The sequence below is a fragment of the Pseudomonas sp. NPDC087346 genome (assembly GCF_044744235.1).
Classification (GTDB): domain Bacteria; phylum Pseudomonadota; class Gammaproteobacteria; order Pseudomonadales; family Pseudomonadaceae; genus Aquipseudomonas.
The window spans coordinates 85,393-102,499 of the sequence record NZ_JBIUXX010000003.1 but is presented as its reverse complement, the minus strand read 5'-3'; the positions used below and the strand labels follow the sequence as shown (position 1 = coordinate 102,499).

At 57.5% G+C, this 17,107-nt stretch carries 7 protein-coding genes; 2 read left to right on the top strand and 5 right to left on the bottom strand.

Features of this window, described 5'->3' with window-relative positions; genetic code table 11:
• Nucleotides 1-81 precede the first annotated feature (81 nt).
• From nfuA to ACIOZM_RS03070, 3 genes are all read right to left on the bottom strand, one after another.
• Complete coding sequence (nfuA, locus tag ACIOZM_RS03080) at nucleotides 82-666, bottom strand: Fe-S biogenesis protein NfuA (RefSeq protein WP_042559410.1); 585 nt, start codon at nucleotides 664-666, stop codon at nucleotides 82-84.
• Nucleotides 667-723: 57 nt separating this feature from the next.
• On the bottom strand, nucleotides 724-1,758 hold the full coding sequence (locus ACIOZM_RS03075) for an acyltransferase family protein (protein WP_401209421.1): 1,035 nt from the start codon (nucleotides 1,756-1,758) through the stop codon (nucleotides 724-726).
• A 165-nt stretch (nucleotides 1,759-1,923) separates the two neighbouring features.
• Entirely contained in the window at nucleotides 1,924-4,206 is a 2,283-nt protein-coding gene (locus ACIOZM_RS03070) for a fatty acid cis/trans isomerase (protein WP_401209418.1), read from the bottom strand.
• 155 nt (nucleotides 4,207-4,361) lie between these two features.
• On the opposite strand from ACIOZM_RS03070, the gene metH reads away from it, so the two are divergent.
• On the top strand, nucleotides 4,362-8,072 hold the full coding sequence (gene metH, locus ACIOZM_RS03065; RefSeq protein WP_401209415.1) for a methionine synthase: 3,711 nt from the start codon (nucleotides 4,362-4,364) through the stop codon (nucleotides 8,070-8,072).
• Between the two features lie 50 nt (nucleotides 8,073-8,122).
• Here the strand turns inward: metH and ACIOZM_RS03060 are convergent, their stop codons facing one another.
• On the bottom strand, nucleotides 8,123-15,163 hold the full coding sequence (locus ACIOZM_RS03060; protein ID WP_401209413.1) for an NEL-type E3 ubiquitin ligase domain-containing protein: 7,041 nt from the start codon (nucleotides 15,161-15,163) through the stop codon (nucleotides 8,123-8,125).
• A 179-nt stretch (nucleotides 15,164-15,342) separates the two neighbouring features.
• Here ACIOZM_RS03060 and ACIOZM_RS03055 point away from each other — a divergent pair, with 179 nt between their 5' ends.
• Entirely contained in the window at nucleotides 15,343-15,561 is a 219-nt protein-coding gene (locus tag ACIOZM_RS03055) for a DUF2970 domain-containing protein (protein WP_401209410.1), read from the top strand.
• Between the two features lie 6 nt (nucleotides 15,562-15,567).
• On the opposite strand, the gene ACIOZM_RS03050 is transcribed toward ACIOZM_RS03055, so the two are convergent.
• Nucleotides 15,568-16,641, bottom strand: a complete 1,074-nt coding sequence (locus ACIOZM_RS03050; RefSeq protein WP_401209407.1) for an ABC transporter substrate-binding protein — start codon at nucleotides 16,639-16,641, stop codon at nucleotides 15,568-15,570.
• Nucleotides 16,642-17,107 lie beyond the last annotated feature (466 nt).

Below are 17,107 nucleotides of genomic sequence, written 5' to 3'. Positions count from 1 at the left end.
TGCCGAAGGCTGCGATCTTTTGATCTTGTAGACAATGCATTCATCACAGGAAAATGCATTGCCTGAATCGCAGCGAACGCCTTAGTAGTAAGCGTTTTCTTTCTGCGTGTGGTCGGTCACGTCGCGAACGCCCTTGAGCTCTGGAATACGCTCAAGCAAGGTGCGCTCGATGCCTTCCTTCAAGGTCACGTCGGCCTGACCGCAACCCTGGCAACCACCGCCGAACTGCAGAACGGCGATGCCGTCTTCAACCACATCGATCAGGCTGACCTGACCGCCGTGGCTGGCCAGCCCCGGGTTGATTTCTGTTTGCAGGTAGTAGTTGATGCGCTCGTTGACCGGGCTTTCGGCGTTGACCATCGGCACTTTGGCGTTTGGCGCCTTGATGGTCAGTTGACCACCCATGCGGTCGGTGGCGTAGTCGACGACGGCATCGTCAAGGAACGCTTCGCTGAACGAATCGATATAGGCGGTGAAGCTTTTCAGCCCCAGCGCGGTGTCTTCAGGTTTTTCTTCGCCCGGCTTGCAGTAGGCAATGCAGGTTTCGGCGTACTGGGTGCCAGGCTGGGTGATGAAGACGCGGATGCCGATGCCCGGGGTGTTCTGCTTGGAGAGCAGATCAGCCAGGTAATCGTGGGCGGCGTCGGTAATGGTAATAGCGGTCATGGAAACTCCTCGCAGGCTTGGGCGCAGTTTACGCCAATCATCGCGCCGGACAAAGTCCTAGTATTTTTGTCGGGAAAGGTTCTCGACACGCCTTTGCGCCGGTTCGCCATCAATCCGCGCTTTAAGCCACTGATAGCTGCGTTTTTCTACCCATTCGTAGCTCAACCATGAGCCGACACCGATGGCCAGCACGCACACGACGAACATCAGATAGGGATTGATCCCGTAGCGCCGCGCCACAAAACCACCCGCCGACAGCACCAGCACGTGCATCAGATACACCGAATAGGAGCAATCACCGAGCAATTTGAGCACCCGACTGCGCTGGAAATACCGCTCCAGCGCCATGCTCGCCATCACCAGCACCGCACTCGGCACGCCCCAGTTCAGCAGCCTCGGTGCCGGCGCCAGGTGATAGATCGCCAGCAACGCCGTGCCAATCCCCAACAATGGCAACCACAAGCCAGCGCCGATCCAGCCCTTGCGATAGAGCATGCCGATAGCGATACCCAGCAGGAACTCATAAACGATGTCCGAACGATAGAACTCGCTGATCCAGCCAAACCCGGTCCACGCCTGAGACACGGCAAACAGCAGCGCCGCGACCACCAGCAGACGCACCTGCAAGCGAAACAGCAACGCCCAGGCGAACAACAGGTAAAACAGGATTTCGTAGTTAAGCGTCCAGCCGACGTTCAGGGTCGGATAAAACCCGTATCCACCGGGGTTCTGCGTGGGGATGAACAGCAGCGACATCAGCAGATGACCCCAATCCAGCGTCTGATCCGGCAATACCGGGCGGGCGAATACCACCAACAGCGCCATCAACAGCGTGTACAGCCAGTAGGCCGGCACGATGCGGAACAGCCGATACAACAGAAATCGCCCTGGCGCTGGAGGATTCTCTTTGGTCGACAGGAAGATCACCAGACCACTGATGACGAAGAAGATATCGACGCCCACTGCGCCTTTATCGACAAACAACTGCCCAATCGGGCCGTGTGCTTCGAAATCGAAAAAGATCTGCATGAAGTGATGGCAGACCACGGTCCACGCGGCAAGCGCCCGCAGAGCCTGCACTGAAATCAACATATTCACCCCTCTTGAATCACTACCACTCCCCTGTAGGAGCTGCGGCACGCTGCGATCTTTTGATCTTGATTGTAAGAAAACAGATCAAAAGATCGCAGCGTGCCGCAGCTCCTACAGGGATCGTGGTGTTGCTAAAGGGTGTGACAGCAGTCAGGTATCAAAAGATCAAAGATTCTCGTAGCGGTTCATGTCCAGCACGCCCTCTTCCACCGGGTCGGTCTCGTGCAGGTATTGGCTCAGGTCGTGGAAGTAGAACCAGAATTGCGGATGGCTGCGACGGATGCCCCAACGTTCGACGATCCTCTCAAACTGCGCGGCATCCTTGGCGTTTTCCATGGCATCGACAAACTCCGCCACCTGATCGGCCGGGATGTTGAAGATGAAGTTCGGATAGCTGCTGAGCACACCCGGATAAATCGTCAGGGTGTCCAGCCCCGGCTGATAACGCAGCGACTCGCCCAACAGGAATGCCACGTTGCTGTGCGCACGGTTGCGCAGCAGGCTGTAGATTTCGCGTTTGCCGCTGCGGGTTTCGATGCGCAGCATGCTCGCTTCCGGCAGTTGATCGATGACCTTCAAACCTGCCGCCGGACGCGCTGTCAGCCGACTCAAGGCTTGTTCGGCGTCTTGCAGAGCCGGATCAATGTTGGCCCGCGAGCAGTAAGCGCTGTCACAGCGATTGATCGGGTCTGGTTTGGCATTCAGGTCGCCGTAACGCGCCAGCAACTGCTTGGCGAAATCCGACTTCGGGTCTTTCTCGTCAAGCTTCAGCGCGGTCGGCTTGTCGTCGTCGATCGCCTCGTAATCCAGCCACATCTTGAATTGGCCGCTGCTCTGATACCAATCGTCGAGGTAGTCATCACGGGAATCGGCGGGCATCAGGCGCAGGAAGTTCTGTTCGGCGCCATTGCGGATCAGGTCGAAATACAGGCGCGTTTGCGCTTGATGGGAGACGTTGCCGAACACATCGAAGTTGACCGCCAACTGGTAATACGTGCGTTCCAGCAATGGATAGTCGAACAGCCACATCGTCTGCGGCACCTGACCGATCAGGCCTTTAGTCACCGCCGCGCTGTCGAAGTGGCGAAAGATGCTCAACAGCGCGTTGTCGTTGCCGGCCCAAAGGGTCGACCAGCTCGGCGCCGGCTGATCGGCGTAACTGTCGCGACGCAAAGCCTCGTACTCGTTACGCTTGTTGCGGTAGTTGTGCCACAGGCTCAGCACGCTGCCGACGTCGTCGTTCTGCCCGGGCATCGCCAGCAAAGGCGTGGCCTGACCACGATAGTTGGGGTCGGTGATGTACAGATCGTGTTCGGGAGCCTGAAACAGTGCCCAGAAGTTGTCGCGGATCACGTCTGTGGCGATCTGGCCACGACACACCGGCCCACGAATGAAAGTGCGGACGAAGTATTCGGCGTTATCGAGCATGAACTGATAACGCGCCTGCGCCGGAATCGCCTCGAAGGTCGAAAACGGATTGGCGCGGCTCTGCGGCCCGTAACCCGGCAAGGCATTAACCTGCCAGTTGCCGCTGTAGAACAGGCTCTTGACCCGCGCCATCTTCGCCGCGCTAAGCGGATAGGTGATGTGGGTTTTATGGACGATCACCCCTTGCACCGGCCACAAGCGGTAATACACCTGCGTACCCGGGTCGTCATTCGGGCGGCGAGTGGCGATCAAGTCGATTGGCTGACCGGTCGGCGTACGCGAGCGCACCCACTGGAAGAAATGCCCCGGCTCGCCGTCCTTGAAATAGATGTGTGCGAGATACAAATGCTCGAACAACCAGCGCCCGACCAGACTCTCACGAGCGCCGGGAGTGTTGAGCAGGTTTTCCCACTGGACGATTTGCAACGCCTCTTGGGCGCTCGGCGCCAGGCCTTGCTCGTCAATCGGTGCGCCGGACGCCAGCCAGCGCTGTAGCGTCTGGTATTGCTGATTGGTCAGCCCGGTGACTGCCAGCGGCATGCCTTCCTTTCGATGGGCGCCGGCATAACCGTCGAACTCGGCGGGCATGGCGCACATATTCTGGCGATTCAGACCCAGCACGATGTCTTCCGGCAGCTTGGCGTTAGGCGTCAACGGGGTTTGGTGCCCCAGCTCCAGCATGCGCGCCATCAATGCGGCCTGACTGCCCTGAGCGTCGATTACTGAATAGAAGCCCTTCTGCTGCCAGGCACGTTTGCCGAAAGCATCGTAGAACAGCCGAGTGGTTGGCGCGGCTTGCGTGCGCTCGCCATCGTAGACCGGCATCTTGCTTGCACCCCGACCGACGCCTTCGCCGCTACCGAGGTTGAGCTGACAGGCGGAGTCGTAGCACGCATGGCAGGCAACGCATTTTTCGGTGAAGATCGGTTGAATGTCGCGGGTGTACGAGATGACGGGATCTTGCGCAGCGGCGCCCCAGCTCAGGAACAACAATACGATGCTGATGACGCGGTACGACATGACCTGATCCCGATGCTTGAAAAAACGCCGCGATTCTACCGTTATGACGCTCGTACCAACATGAGCGATATTCATGCAAAACCAGCACATGCTCCAATAGCGCGCAGGTTTGTTATGATTCCGGCCCTTCGTAATGGTCTTTTCGAGTAGTCCCAATGTCCGATCGCAGCGTTCGCCTTCAAGCTCTCAAGCAAGCTCTCAAAGAGCGCATCCTGATACTCGATGGCGGCATGGGCACGATGATCCAGAGCTACAAGCTCGAGGAGCAGGATTATCGTGGCAAACGCTTCGCCGACTGGCCGTCTGACGTCAAAGGCAACAACGACCTTCTGGTGTTGACCCGCCCTGACGTGATTGGTGGCATCGAGAAGGCTTATCTGGATGCCGGCGCCGACATTCTGGAAACAAACACCTTCAACGCCACGCAGATTTCCATGGCCGACTACGGCATGCAAAGTCTGGCCTACGAATTAAACGTAGAAGGCGCACGCCTGGCGCGCAAGGTCGCTGATGCCAAGACCCAGGAAAACCCGGCCAAGCCGCGTTTTGTCGCAGGCGTGCTCGGCCCGACCAGCCGTACCTGCTCGCTGTCGCCTGACGTCAACAATCCCGGCTACCGCAACGTCACCTTTGATGAGCTGGTGGAAAACTACACCGAAGCCACCAAAGGCCTGATCGAGGGCGGCGCCGACCTGATTCTGATCGAGACCATCTTCGACACCCTCAACGCCAAAGCCGCGATCTTTGCGGTTCAAGGCGTATTTGAAGAACTGGGCTTCGAGTTGCCGATCATGATTTCCGGCACCATTACCGATGCCTCCGGCCGTACCCTGTCCGGGCAAACCACCGAAGCGTTCTGGAACTCGGTGGCGCACGCCAAACCGATTTCGGTCGGTCTGAACTGCGCACTCGGCGCCAGTGAATTGCGCCCGTATCTGGAAGAACTGTCGAACAAGGCCAGCACCCACGTTTCCGCACACCCGAACGCCGGCCTGCCAAACGAATTCGGCGAGTACGACGAACTGCCGTCGGAAACCGCCAAGGTCATCGAAGAATTCGCCCAAAGCGGTTTCCTGAACATCGTCGGCGGCTGCTGCGGCACCACCCCGGGCCACATCGAAGCCATCGCCAATGCCGTGGCCGGTTACGCACCGCGACAGATTCCGGACATCCCGAAAGCCTGCCGCCTGTCGGGCCTTGAGCCATTCACCATCGACCGCAGCTCGCTGTTCGTCAACGTCGGTGAGCGGACCAACATTACCGGTTCCGCCAAGTTCGCCCGACTGATCCGCGAAGACAACTACACCGAAGCACTGGAAGTCGCCCTGCAACAGGTCGAGGCCGGTGCGCAGGTGATCGACATCAACATGGACGAAGGGATGCTCGATTCGAAGAAGGCCATGGTGACCTTCCTCAATCTGATCGCCGGCGAACCGGACATCTCCCGTGTACCGATCATGATCGACTCCTCGAAATGGGAAGTGATCGAAGCCGGCCTCAAGTGCATTCAGGGCAAGGGCATCGTCAACTCGATCAGCATGAAAGAAGGCGTCGAGCAGTTCATTCACCACGCCAAACTGTGCAAGCGTTACGGCGCTGCCGTGGTGGTGATGGCCTTCGACGAATCCGGCCAGGCCGACACCGAAGCGCGCAAGAAAGAGATCTGCAAACGCTCTTACGACATTCTGGTCAACGAAGTCGGCTTCCCGCCGGAAGACATCATCTTCGACCCGAACATCTTCGCCGTGGCCACCGGTATCGAAGAACACAACAACTACGCTGTGGACTTCATCAATGCCTGCGCCTACATCCGTGACGAACTGCCGTATGCGCTGACCTCCGGTGGCGTGTCCAACGTGTCGTTCTCGTTCCGTGGCAACAACCCGGTGCGTGAAGCGATCCACTCAGTGTTCCTGCTGTACGCGATCCGTGCTGGCCTGACCATGGGCATCGTCAACGCCGGTCAGCTGGAAATCTACGACCAGATCCCGCAAGAACTGCGCGACGCCGTTGAAGACGTGATCCTCAACCGCACCCCGGAAGGCACCGACGCCCTCCTCGCCATCGCCGACAAATACAAGGGCGACGGCAGCGTCAAGGAAGCCGAGACCGAAGAGTGGCGTAGCTGGGAGGTCAACAAGCGTCTGGAACATGCGCTGGTCAAAGGCATCACCACCCACATCGTTGAAGACACCGAAGAATCCCGTCAGTCGTTCGCCCGCCCGATCGAAGTGATCGAAGGCCCGCTGATGTCCGGCATGAACATCGTCGGCGACCTGTTCGGCGCCGGCAAAATGTTCCTGCCGCAGGTAGTGAAATCCGCCCGCGTGATGAAACAGGCCGTAGCCCACTTGATCCCGTTCATCGAACTGGAAAAAGGCGACAAACCGGAAGCCAAGGGCAAGATCCTCATGGCCACGGTGAAAGGCGACGTCCACGACATCGGCAAAAACATCGTCGGCGTGGTACTCGGCTGTAACGGCTACGACATCGTCGACCTCGGCGTGATGGTCCCGGCAGAGAAGATTCTGCAGGTCGCCAAGGAACAGAAGTGCGACATCATCGGTTTGTCCGGTCTGATTACCCCTTCGCTTGATGAGATGGTTCACGTAGCCCGCGAAATGCAGCGTCAGGACTTCCACCTGCCGTTGATGATCGGTGGTGCGACCACTTCCAAGGCGCACACGGCGGTGAAGATCGAGCCGAAGTACAGCAACGACGCAGTGATCTACGTCACCGACGCCTCCCGGGCCGTGGGCGTGGCGACGCAGTTGCTGTCCAAGGAACTGAAAGCCGGTTTCGTCGAGAAAACCCGCCTCGATTACATCGATGTCCGCGAGCGCACCGCCAACCGCAGCGCCCGTACCGAGCGCCTCAGCTATCCGGCCGCAATTGCCAAGAAGCCGCAGTTCGACTGGGCAAGTTACACCCCGGTCAAACCGACTTTCACCGGCTCGCGCGTGCTGGACAACATCGACCTCAACGTTCTGGCCGAGTACATCGACTGGACGCCGTTCTTCATTTCCTGGGACCTGGCCGGCAAATTCCCGCGCATCCTCGAAGACGAAGTGGTCGGTGAAGCCGCCACCTCGCTGTATAAGGATGCCCGTGAAATGCTGACCAAGCTGATCGACGAGAAGTTGATCAGTGCCCGCGCCGTATTCGGTTTCTGGCCAGCCAATCAGGTGCATGACGACGACATCGAGCTGTACGGTGAAGACGGCAAGCCAATGGCCAAGCTGCATCACCTGCGTCAGCAGATCATCAAGACCGACGGCAAACCGAACTTTTCGCTGGCTGACTTCGTTGCACCGAAGGACAGCGAAGTGACCGACTACGTCGGTGGTTTCATCACCACCGCCGGCATCGGCGCGGAAGAAGTCGCCAAGGCCTATCAGGACGCTGGCGACGACTACAACTCGATCATGGTCAAGGCGCTGGCCGACCGTCTGGCCGAAGCCTGCGCCGAATGGCTGCACCAGCAAGTGCGTAAAGAACACTGGGGTTACGCCAAGGACGAAGTGCTGGATAACGACGCGCTGATCAAAGAACAGTATTCCGGTATCCGCCCGGCACCGGGTTATCCGGCCTGCCCGGATCACACCGAGAAAGCCGCACTGTTCGCCCTGCTCGACCCGGAAGCCGAAGAAATGCGTGCCGGGCGCAGCGGCGTGTTCCTCACCGAGCACTACGCGATGTTCCCGGCAGCTGCCGTCAGCGGTTGGTACTTCGCTCACCCGCAGGCGCAATACTTCGCCGTAGGCAAGATCGACAAGGATCAAGTGCAGAGCTACACCTCGCGCAAAGGTCAGGATCTGAGCGTAACCGAACGCTGGCTGGCGCCTAACCTCGGTTACGACAACTGATAGTGATGTGCTCCTCTACGCCGGACTTACCGGCGTAGAGGAGCATTGTTTCACCCGTTCGCCGGATAGCCTGATGAACCTGGCTTCTGTGCCCGGTCGGCAACCGTTTCGATTTCCTTGATCGCTTGTCGTGACAGCTCGATGATCCGCGCGTTGCGCTCTGCCTCACGATCAAACAGCCGGCTCAGATAATCCGGGTCATCGGCGCTCACTCCCTCATCTTCAACATGCTCAAGCAATTGTGCCTCGTCGAGCTTCCTGAAATCCTCAGGCTGTTTTTCCTTGAGGTAGTCCATCCAGTAATCACGCTGGATCAGATCTTCCAGAAACTTGTCGGAGCGTTCGGCCTTGAGAACCTCAGCCCGAGCGTCCAGCAATTGTTGTGGGGATACGCCGGAAGCGAATGTCATGTTTTTCGGTTGCCCCGGCAATTCAAGCCCGTCATCCCATCCACCGGTCAAACCAATTCGATAGCCAAGGCGCATTTCCGCCTCATCGAAGTGCCTTTGCCTGGCCGCCGCTTTTGCCAGTTCATCGACCTTGTCCAGCCTGAACAGCCGACGAGAAAGCTTCAACAGCGCCTCACCTTTGGCTCCCGGAACGCCAACCGGTAAGTCGAGTAGCACGTTATGGGTGAACACTTTGCTCTCCAGACCGCTGAATGTGAGGATGCGCCCGTCGACACAAGTGCCATGGGTGGTGGAACCGCCGAAGATGACCTCTCTGAGTTCGCTATTGCTGGCGGCTGCGTCCATCACTGTCCAGACCCGCCGGGTAAGGTCGGCGCTGGCCACCCTGAACTCGCGGGAATCCTGTAACCGTTCGAGCAAATGAAAGAATGCGGCGCTGTCCGGCTCGGCCGCTAATTGATCCCAGAGCTTGTTCCTGTCCGCCAACTGCTCGGGCGCAAGGTTGGCCAGCCAAGGGGCTTTGTATTGCGCTTGAGACGGATCGATTGAAAGTATCTCGTCCGATTCGATGCTGTCGGTTGTTTCGCTGAGGCCGCCCGCAATATCGTCGGCCATTTCCTCAAGATCAGAATGCGAAAAGCCCAGCACAAGGTCGCGCTCGCCTGATGCCTGATACGTTCTCAACAGCTCCAGGGATTGCTCCGAAAGGTTGTAGTTATCTGTCAGGTCGGTCCCTTCCATCAGTTGCTCGTGACTACCGTCAAGGGCCTCCTCGGGAATCGTGGTGATGTCATTGCGACTCAGATTCAGCGCCCGCAAGTGAGTGGCATCCAGTGCACCCGCGGGCCATTCGATCAGATTGTTGTTGCGCAGGTCGAGGCTCTCCAGTCGCTCGAAGTAACTGACGTCGAATGATTCGAGATTGTTGTAGCTCAGGTCTAACCAGCTCAGGTGATCTACGCCAGCCAACTCGCTATACAAGAGTTCCGGATCGTAGAAACGGTTGCCTGAGAGTTCCAGTCGTTCGAGCGTCGCCATGTGCCTGACCGCTTCAGGTAACGCCTCCAGTTCATTGCCGTTGAGCACGAGCGTTCGTAACCGTGTGAAAGCGTTGAGAAAGCCGTTGGAGCCCTCTGCAGTCAACCTGACGCCCGTCAGATTCAGGCTGCCCACATGAGCGAAGTCGTCTCCCAGCGCAGGAATATCCCCCAATTGCAGACCGTTAAGATCCAGCATGACATCCGCCATGACGTTAGCGCCGGGTAACCTCGCTCGCCAGCAGGTAAGGACGCGCCACGCTGCCAAACTACGGTTCTGGGAGGAAATCGCCCAGTCGCCACCCCGTATTTCACGGGTGTACACCCAGCCGTTGAGCTGGCGCACCAGCCTTTCGAAACTCTGGTTCCAGCGGCTGATTCGCTCACTGATTTCGACGTTTGAGGTGCCGTTCGCGCGCATCTGCTCAATCGCCTGCAAGGCTTGCTCGTCAGTGAGCGCCGGCTGCATCCGTTGCAGGGTTCTGCGCAGTAACGCTTCACCCTCGCCGACAGGGGCGCCAGGCAAAGGTAGAAGGTGCCGCGCGATTGAAAAACCGTCCTCGGGCGGCGGAAAAGCAATGGGCACCGGTTCTCGCGCAAATGCCTCCAATGCACCTTCAGGCAGGCCGATTTCAACCTCGATCCGGTTCTGAGCTACTTGCAACGCCTCGGCCGTTGCCTGAGTCAAAGGGGCACCTGACAGGTTCGCATTGATCAGTGCATGGCTCTCAAGGACTGCTTGCGGCAGCGTGGTGATCTTGCTGTCACGCAAGTCCATCCAGGTCAGTCGCGGCAGATCCTCTGCACCCGTTGGCCAGGCTTGCAGATCGGTGTGATGCAAATTCAGCGCCTTCAGGCGACGCAGGCCACTGACGTTCAAATCGGTCAGCGGATTATCATGAATATCCAGAATTTCAAGGGCAGGCAGCGCTTCCAGACCATGCTGGAGGTTTTGTGCACCAGCCAACCGGTTATGAGAAAGATCCAGTCGGGAGAGCCTTGGCAGGCTTCCCGAATCAATCGGAAACTCCTGCAGGACGTTATCGCTCAGGTCCAGAATTTGCACTTGGCTGAAGCTCCTGAGAAAGACGCGCATTTGTGAGGCTCCAGCCAACTGGCCTTTCAAGAGCAACGTCTGCACATGATCAAATGCTCCGATCGGCAATGGCGGAAGTTCACTGAGCATCAAGCCCGACATATCCAGAGTGGAAGCGGTAATTGTCGACCCGTAACGGTTGAACAGCCCTTTGCGCCAATTGGTTCTGAGAGCGTGCGCTGCATTTGATCGCCCGATTATCTCGAGGAGTGTTTCCTGAGAGGTCACGACTTGCTGCAGCCATCTGTGGAGTTGGACGTCCAGTGAGGCGTACTGCTCGCTCAAGACATCAATCGCCGTGAATCGCTCCTGCGCGGACGGCCACAATTCAAAGAAACGATTGAATACGTTCTCGGGCGACTCATTCACGCCTTCGCCCAAACGCCTCAGCTCACCTTTGCAGTAATCCCTGACCATCTCCTCTCGATCAACAAGATGCTCGGGATGCGTCCTGACGTATTCGTAGGCAACGGTGAAATTTTCTCGGATGAATCTGGACCAATCCAGTGACAAGCCCGACCACAGCTTTTCATGTCCATTGAGCAGCCCGGCGGGCAAAGTACTGATCCCCGTATTCTTGAGGTTAAGACGCTCGAGTTCGGGCAACTCAAGCACACCGACAGGCCAGTCCAGCAATGAGTAGGCAATGATTTCCAGGCTGCGCAGGTTACGCAGCGCGGTGACGTCGAATGCGATTGGCTGGTAGCTCGACGAATACACACTCAGTGATTCGAGACGGGTCAATTGGCTTAATCGCACCGGCATATCAGCGGCAAAAGGAACTGCGCTGTACAGCGCCAACTCCCTGAGTTGCGGCATATTCTGCAAGGAGAGAGGCACATTGCTGAACGAGTCACCGGTTCCATTGATTCGCAGCGTTTTCACTTGAGTGAAATCGCCTAACAACGCGTCGGCATTGGCGTCGGTAACACAGTGCCCTCTGATGCTCAGGTCCCGAACGTGGGAAAAATCTGCCTGCAACGCCGGCCACGGTTCGTTGCACGCCAGATCGAGACGTCGGAACGCAGGACCTGTTTCCGCCAGGGGCGAGTTGCGCCAGGACTGCTTGATGCTGCGAGCTACGCTCGACTTGCCGCCGATCATCGACTGGATCGTCGGCTCCGCGGGAATACCCTCCCAGTGATCAAGAGTGGCCTCCAGCGTCTCCCACTCACGCATCCGCCGTTGCAACAATTCATAGATTTGCGCGTCACTCTTGCCTGATGCCAGATGTTCCAGGATGAACCTGCCAGCCTGTTGATCTGTTAGCGCCGGATAGACATCCTGCACTCGAGTCACAAGCAAGGGATTTACCCCCTGCCCACGACCGCTCGCGTAGTAACCCAGTCCATGTCCCTGCACTCGTGCCGGCGGCTTGAAAATGCTCTTGGTGCCGTGCCGCTTACCCGACATTCGCGCCAGCTCGACGCGATGTTGCATGACGTTGTCGATGACTGCTCGCCGCAGGCTGGCGCTCTGATAGACGTCGGAGAATCCCAGAGACCGACGGGTTTCATCTGGCAAGGCATGCATGACCGACGCGAAAAAGTTGTCACCCTGACGAGGGACACTGTTGAGTTCCTCGCCACGTTCGTTGAACGCCTGATAGGACGGGCCCTTCTTCACCAAATATTTGTGATGCACAGCGCTTTCGTTGCCGATGCTGTCCAGCAATGGCCCATCGACGCTGGCGTCACGCACTTCCAGATGCACATTATCTTGCCATCCCGGCAAACGCTCCAGTGTCCGCAGCGCCAGCCACGTGCCCTCGGACGCAGACAGATTCTCCATATGCAGGCTGGCAATCGCATGATCGAAGCGGCGTTGCTGTGCAAGCGTGCGTGACTCTTCCAGCAGCCTCAACGGAATGCGCTGACTGTTTTGCAGACGACCAAGCTCCTCGGGCCTGGCATTCAGCAGCACTCGTGTCGCCGCTGAACTGCCCAGTCCAGGCGTCGCTTGTTGCAGCCTTGCAATCCCCGGGTCTTTCAGTGACGGCTCTGCATAGAGCTTCTCGAACAACGAAGGCTGACGTGTCTTGAGGAAGTCGGCCATTTGCTTTCTGAATTCGATTGGCCTGGATGCGATGACACGAGCAGGCTCGGCGCCGAGTAACCATTGCGTTTCAGTTTCATCCAGCCCATCCAGAAAATGCTCGGCAAGGCGACCATTCAGCAAGTCGGCTCGCGTGATCTGGATCGGTGCCTTGACGCTATTGCCAGAAAATCGCGTCTCGGTGCCATACCTGGTGCTCACGCCAGACAGGCTCTGCCCTTCGAAGACCTCCAGCGACCGCCCGGCGGGCCAGCGCGGCATTTCCGTCAGCAATGGCAGAGTCAGTAAATATTGTTCATCAAGCGGTAAGCCTGTTTCGACCTGACCGATGATTCGCACCACACTCTGCTCGGCCTCGAACAGGCGCAGTGTGTCGGCCAATGCCAGTGGAGCAGGCAAATTGTCCAGATGCATCTGGCGCAGAGCGCTGTCATTGACATCGCTGATGCTGGCGATATTCAGCAGTTGCTCATCGGAAAACGCGTCGGTGGAATGCCCGATGCGGCGCAACAGGGTCAGGCGATCCCAAGTGTGCGGGCGCTCCAGGGAATGTCGCCAGGCGCCCAGTCGGTTGTGTTCAAGGATCGGCTGATAGGCGGAGGCATCGACTGGATGCTGCATGCGCCACTTCTTCAGGCTTTCGTCGAAAAACGTCTGGTAAACCTTGCCGTTCTGACGAATATAAGACTGCTCGTTCAGCCAATACAGGCCTTGCTTGTCGGGAATGGACGCGGGGGGCAATGTGACCGTACTTTCATAGGCCCCAAGATCAGGTTTCCACAGGCGGGTGCTGCCATCCGGCAACTGGACTGGCTGCAATGATTCGATCACGGGCTCGGGTTTCACGGCAGTGAGTTTGCCGAACGCTTTACCCACACCCCCCATCACCCCGATCATCGCCAGATTTTCTGCCACATCGACCAGATGGGCCTTCGCCGCCTGTCGATCCCCTTCACTCCACTCGATTGCCCCCTCAAACGACTCGTAAAGCAGTTGACCGGCCATCACCGTGATCATGATTTCGCCCAACACCGGTACGAACATCGACGCCATGTTCAGGGCGAGCATGCCGAATTCCAGCAGATGATTGAGTTTCTCCGCCCGCGCTTTTGCGTCGATATCAGCCGCAGGCACGGCATGGGCGCGTGCATCGGCGATAACCTTGGCCTGATTCTGTTTGTAGAGGTAATCCCACAGGTCGGTGTTGGCCGCCCAGATACCAGCCTCTCCTTCTCGCGTTATGCCGAACGGATCGAGATAAGGGTCCTGCACCGCTTCGCGCTGATCATGACGCTCCGGGGGCAATTCCTTGATACGGGCAATGGCGGAAATCGGTGGAACCATCTGTGCGACTTTGACCCAGATGGAACGCAACGGGTCAGATGGTGAATCTGCTGCTTTGGCGGTGAACTGACTGAAGTAATAAGGGCGGTCGGCATAGGCTACGAACTGGCTGAAAAAACGTTGATAAGACGTCGCGCCATCCAAGGAGGGGGTTGTATCCACAGCGGTGAATTTACGCTTGAACTCCGTACGCAACTGCGTCGAGGTGTAACGCTTGAGCGGATGCTCCGGGTCATGGGGGATATAGACGATGAAGTCGCTGGTATAGCGATAACGCTCACTGATACTGAACACCACGCAACCGGTCATCCTGCGTTTCATCAGACTGAGGTCGCGGAACCAGATCTGTCTGTGGCCCAGTTCAGGATGAATTTCACCTTCGACAATCTTCAGGATCATCCTGTAGTCGTCAGGCTCTATGTCTTTTTTTGCCAGAGCCACTTCGGCTGCGGCGAGTAAAGCGGCTTTCTGGCTGGTGACGAACTGCTCACGCAAAACACTCGTCGAGCGGAAAAATGCCTTTAGCCGCGTCTGATATTGCGCGCCTATATCAAGGCTTCGACAAAGCGTCAGAAACTGCCAGACGGTTATGCCGATGTCGGCGACCTCGAAGGTGTCGGGGATTGAAGTCTGCACGACAAACCCGGATCGGTGATGGAAGGCACCCTCCTCGCATTCTGACGCTTCGAAGTTATGCTGCGCAGCCTGGAGCAATGAGAGTTTCAGTACCTCGAACGAAGAAACCTCTACCTCCAGCACGCTGACTTCCAGCGGGTGCCTGAGACACACCAGGGTTTTATTGACATCGACATCGACGTTGAAGCGTTCCTTCAAGGCAGTTTTCAAGCGCTTTTCAGTAAATGCGTCGATGCTTTCAAGCGCGGACATTGTTTTGTCCAGTTGCGACTGGGCGAGAAAACCGGCGGTGGCAGTCGTTTTCAGTACGCTCAGTTGCTTCGCGCTCAGTCCGTCATACCAGTCTGGCAACTGCGTATTGGCGCTTTTGATCGCAGCACGACGTTCGGCGGTTGCATCGACCAGCCAGTCGGGCATCGCCTGTTCAAGGAACCTGGCGTGAAGGCTGTCGCTAGCGGCAGCCCCTGTTTTGACGTTAATCGCGACGGGCGACTTCGGGGGATCAATGGACATCCTGTCTCTCCTGAAAAGTAGGAGAACAGAACATCATTTCCAGACGGTCGATCTGCGGTACATAGTTATCGCATTCACCCTGAGTTGTTACTAATCGCGTCGCAGAAGACTCGACATGCGACAGCGTAAACTCGCGGATTGGCTATGCTTTCGGGACAGTCATTTCAGACGGGGGATTTATGGACGATCCAGTCGACAACAAGCCACCAACCTTCTGGCAGATGCTACACAGCGTCATGGCCGCAGCCTTTGGTGTGCAGAGCGGGAAAAACCGCGCAAGGGACTTCACTCATGGCAAGCCCAGCCATTTTCTGATTCTGGGCATTCTATTCACGGCGGTGTTCGCCTTGACACTATTTGCCATCGTCAAACTGGTGGTGCATTTCGCTGGCGTCTGAAACGTCTCAGCGCATCAGGGTTTGCAATGTGAACGGGTAGCGATACGACGCCGGCCGCCCTTTGGCTGTCAATTGACGAAAACTGATGCCGTAATCCGGTGACTCACCCATGGCCAGCATCTTTCGGGCGCGGGCCTTGTCGATCAATTGCAATGAAGGAATCTGCCGGTCGCGACCGCCGTACAGATCCAGATTCACCCCCTGATTATCGTCATGTACTTCCACCAGCGCCCAGCCGCCCAAGGTGAAGTGGCCGCCGAGCAAGGCACTCAGACGGCCGTCGACCAGCGCCCGCAACGCCGCAGGCGAGGTATTGACCGCACTGAACAACGCGTCTTTCCCGGGAGTTTTGCCGGTCTCATCCAAGGCGTGCATGGCGCCAAAGGCCATTTCATCATTAGCCGACCACACCAGCGATACTTTCGGATACCGCGCAAAAAGCAGCCGGGCCTGTTCATATGCGCGCTCTTGCGTCCAGCCGCTGTAGACCAACTGGCGCAAGCGCACTTGCGGATGTTCAGCCAATGCGCGTTGCATGCCGTGCTCGCGCAACTGCGCCGACGGGGTGATTTTCAAGCCGGAGAACGCCAACGCTTCGATCACCTCGCCCGGGGCCACTGGCGGATGCAAGCGAATCAGCTCTTTCATCATCAGATAGCCACCCTCCTCGTCATTGGGCACGAGGCTGCCGATATGTTCCTCACGCTCCCCCAACAGGCTCTGCTGATTGGCCGTGAGCGCGGCGTTGACGATAAACAGTTTCACGCCACTGCCCCGCGCCATACGCAGAATCTGTGGGGCAACATATTGCTCGTTGGCGAAGATCAGATAATCAGGGCGGTGCGGGCCTTGCAGCGCGAGTCGGGCCTGGGCCAGGGTCAACTCGGGATTACGCTGGGCGTAGAGAATCTTCAGATCGATTTGCAGATCCCGGGCTGCGGCCTGCATGAACTGCGAATAACTGACCCAGAAAGTTTCTTCGGTCGAACCCGGATTCAGAAACAGCACAGACTCTGCGCGCGCGGCAGAACCGAAAACCGCACTGAACAGTGCCAGGCTTATGTAGAGAAACTTGTGCATGAATCATCCGGGCCCCGGAAAAATGGCTGCGCATTATAGCCATCGATCCATCGACGATCTGCGCCTTTCCCGTTTTTTGTCCGACAATCGTCGGAACCGGGCCCGGACAGGGTCGTTTACTGGTGACTAACCCAGAATATCGCCGTGCCCACGACCAGAATGATCAAGAACAGAATGGCCCAGGCATCGACGCTACTATCGCTTTTCCTTGCTTTGGTTGGGTTGCTCATTGCATCGCCTCTTGTCGGTTTTATCGGTGATTGCAGAAAGACTCGACCACAGTTAAGACGATGATTGTCCGCACGACAAATGTGGGTTAGTTGACAGCCATTCTCGTTAGGCGATTTGGTTCTTTACATATACTCAAACATCACTTTTGCGCATAACTGCAAACGGGTATATTGCCCCCGGCTCCGTTAGGGAGTGCGCGACCGTGCGCGCAGAATTGCAGAGGCTCAATCGGACT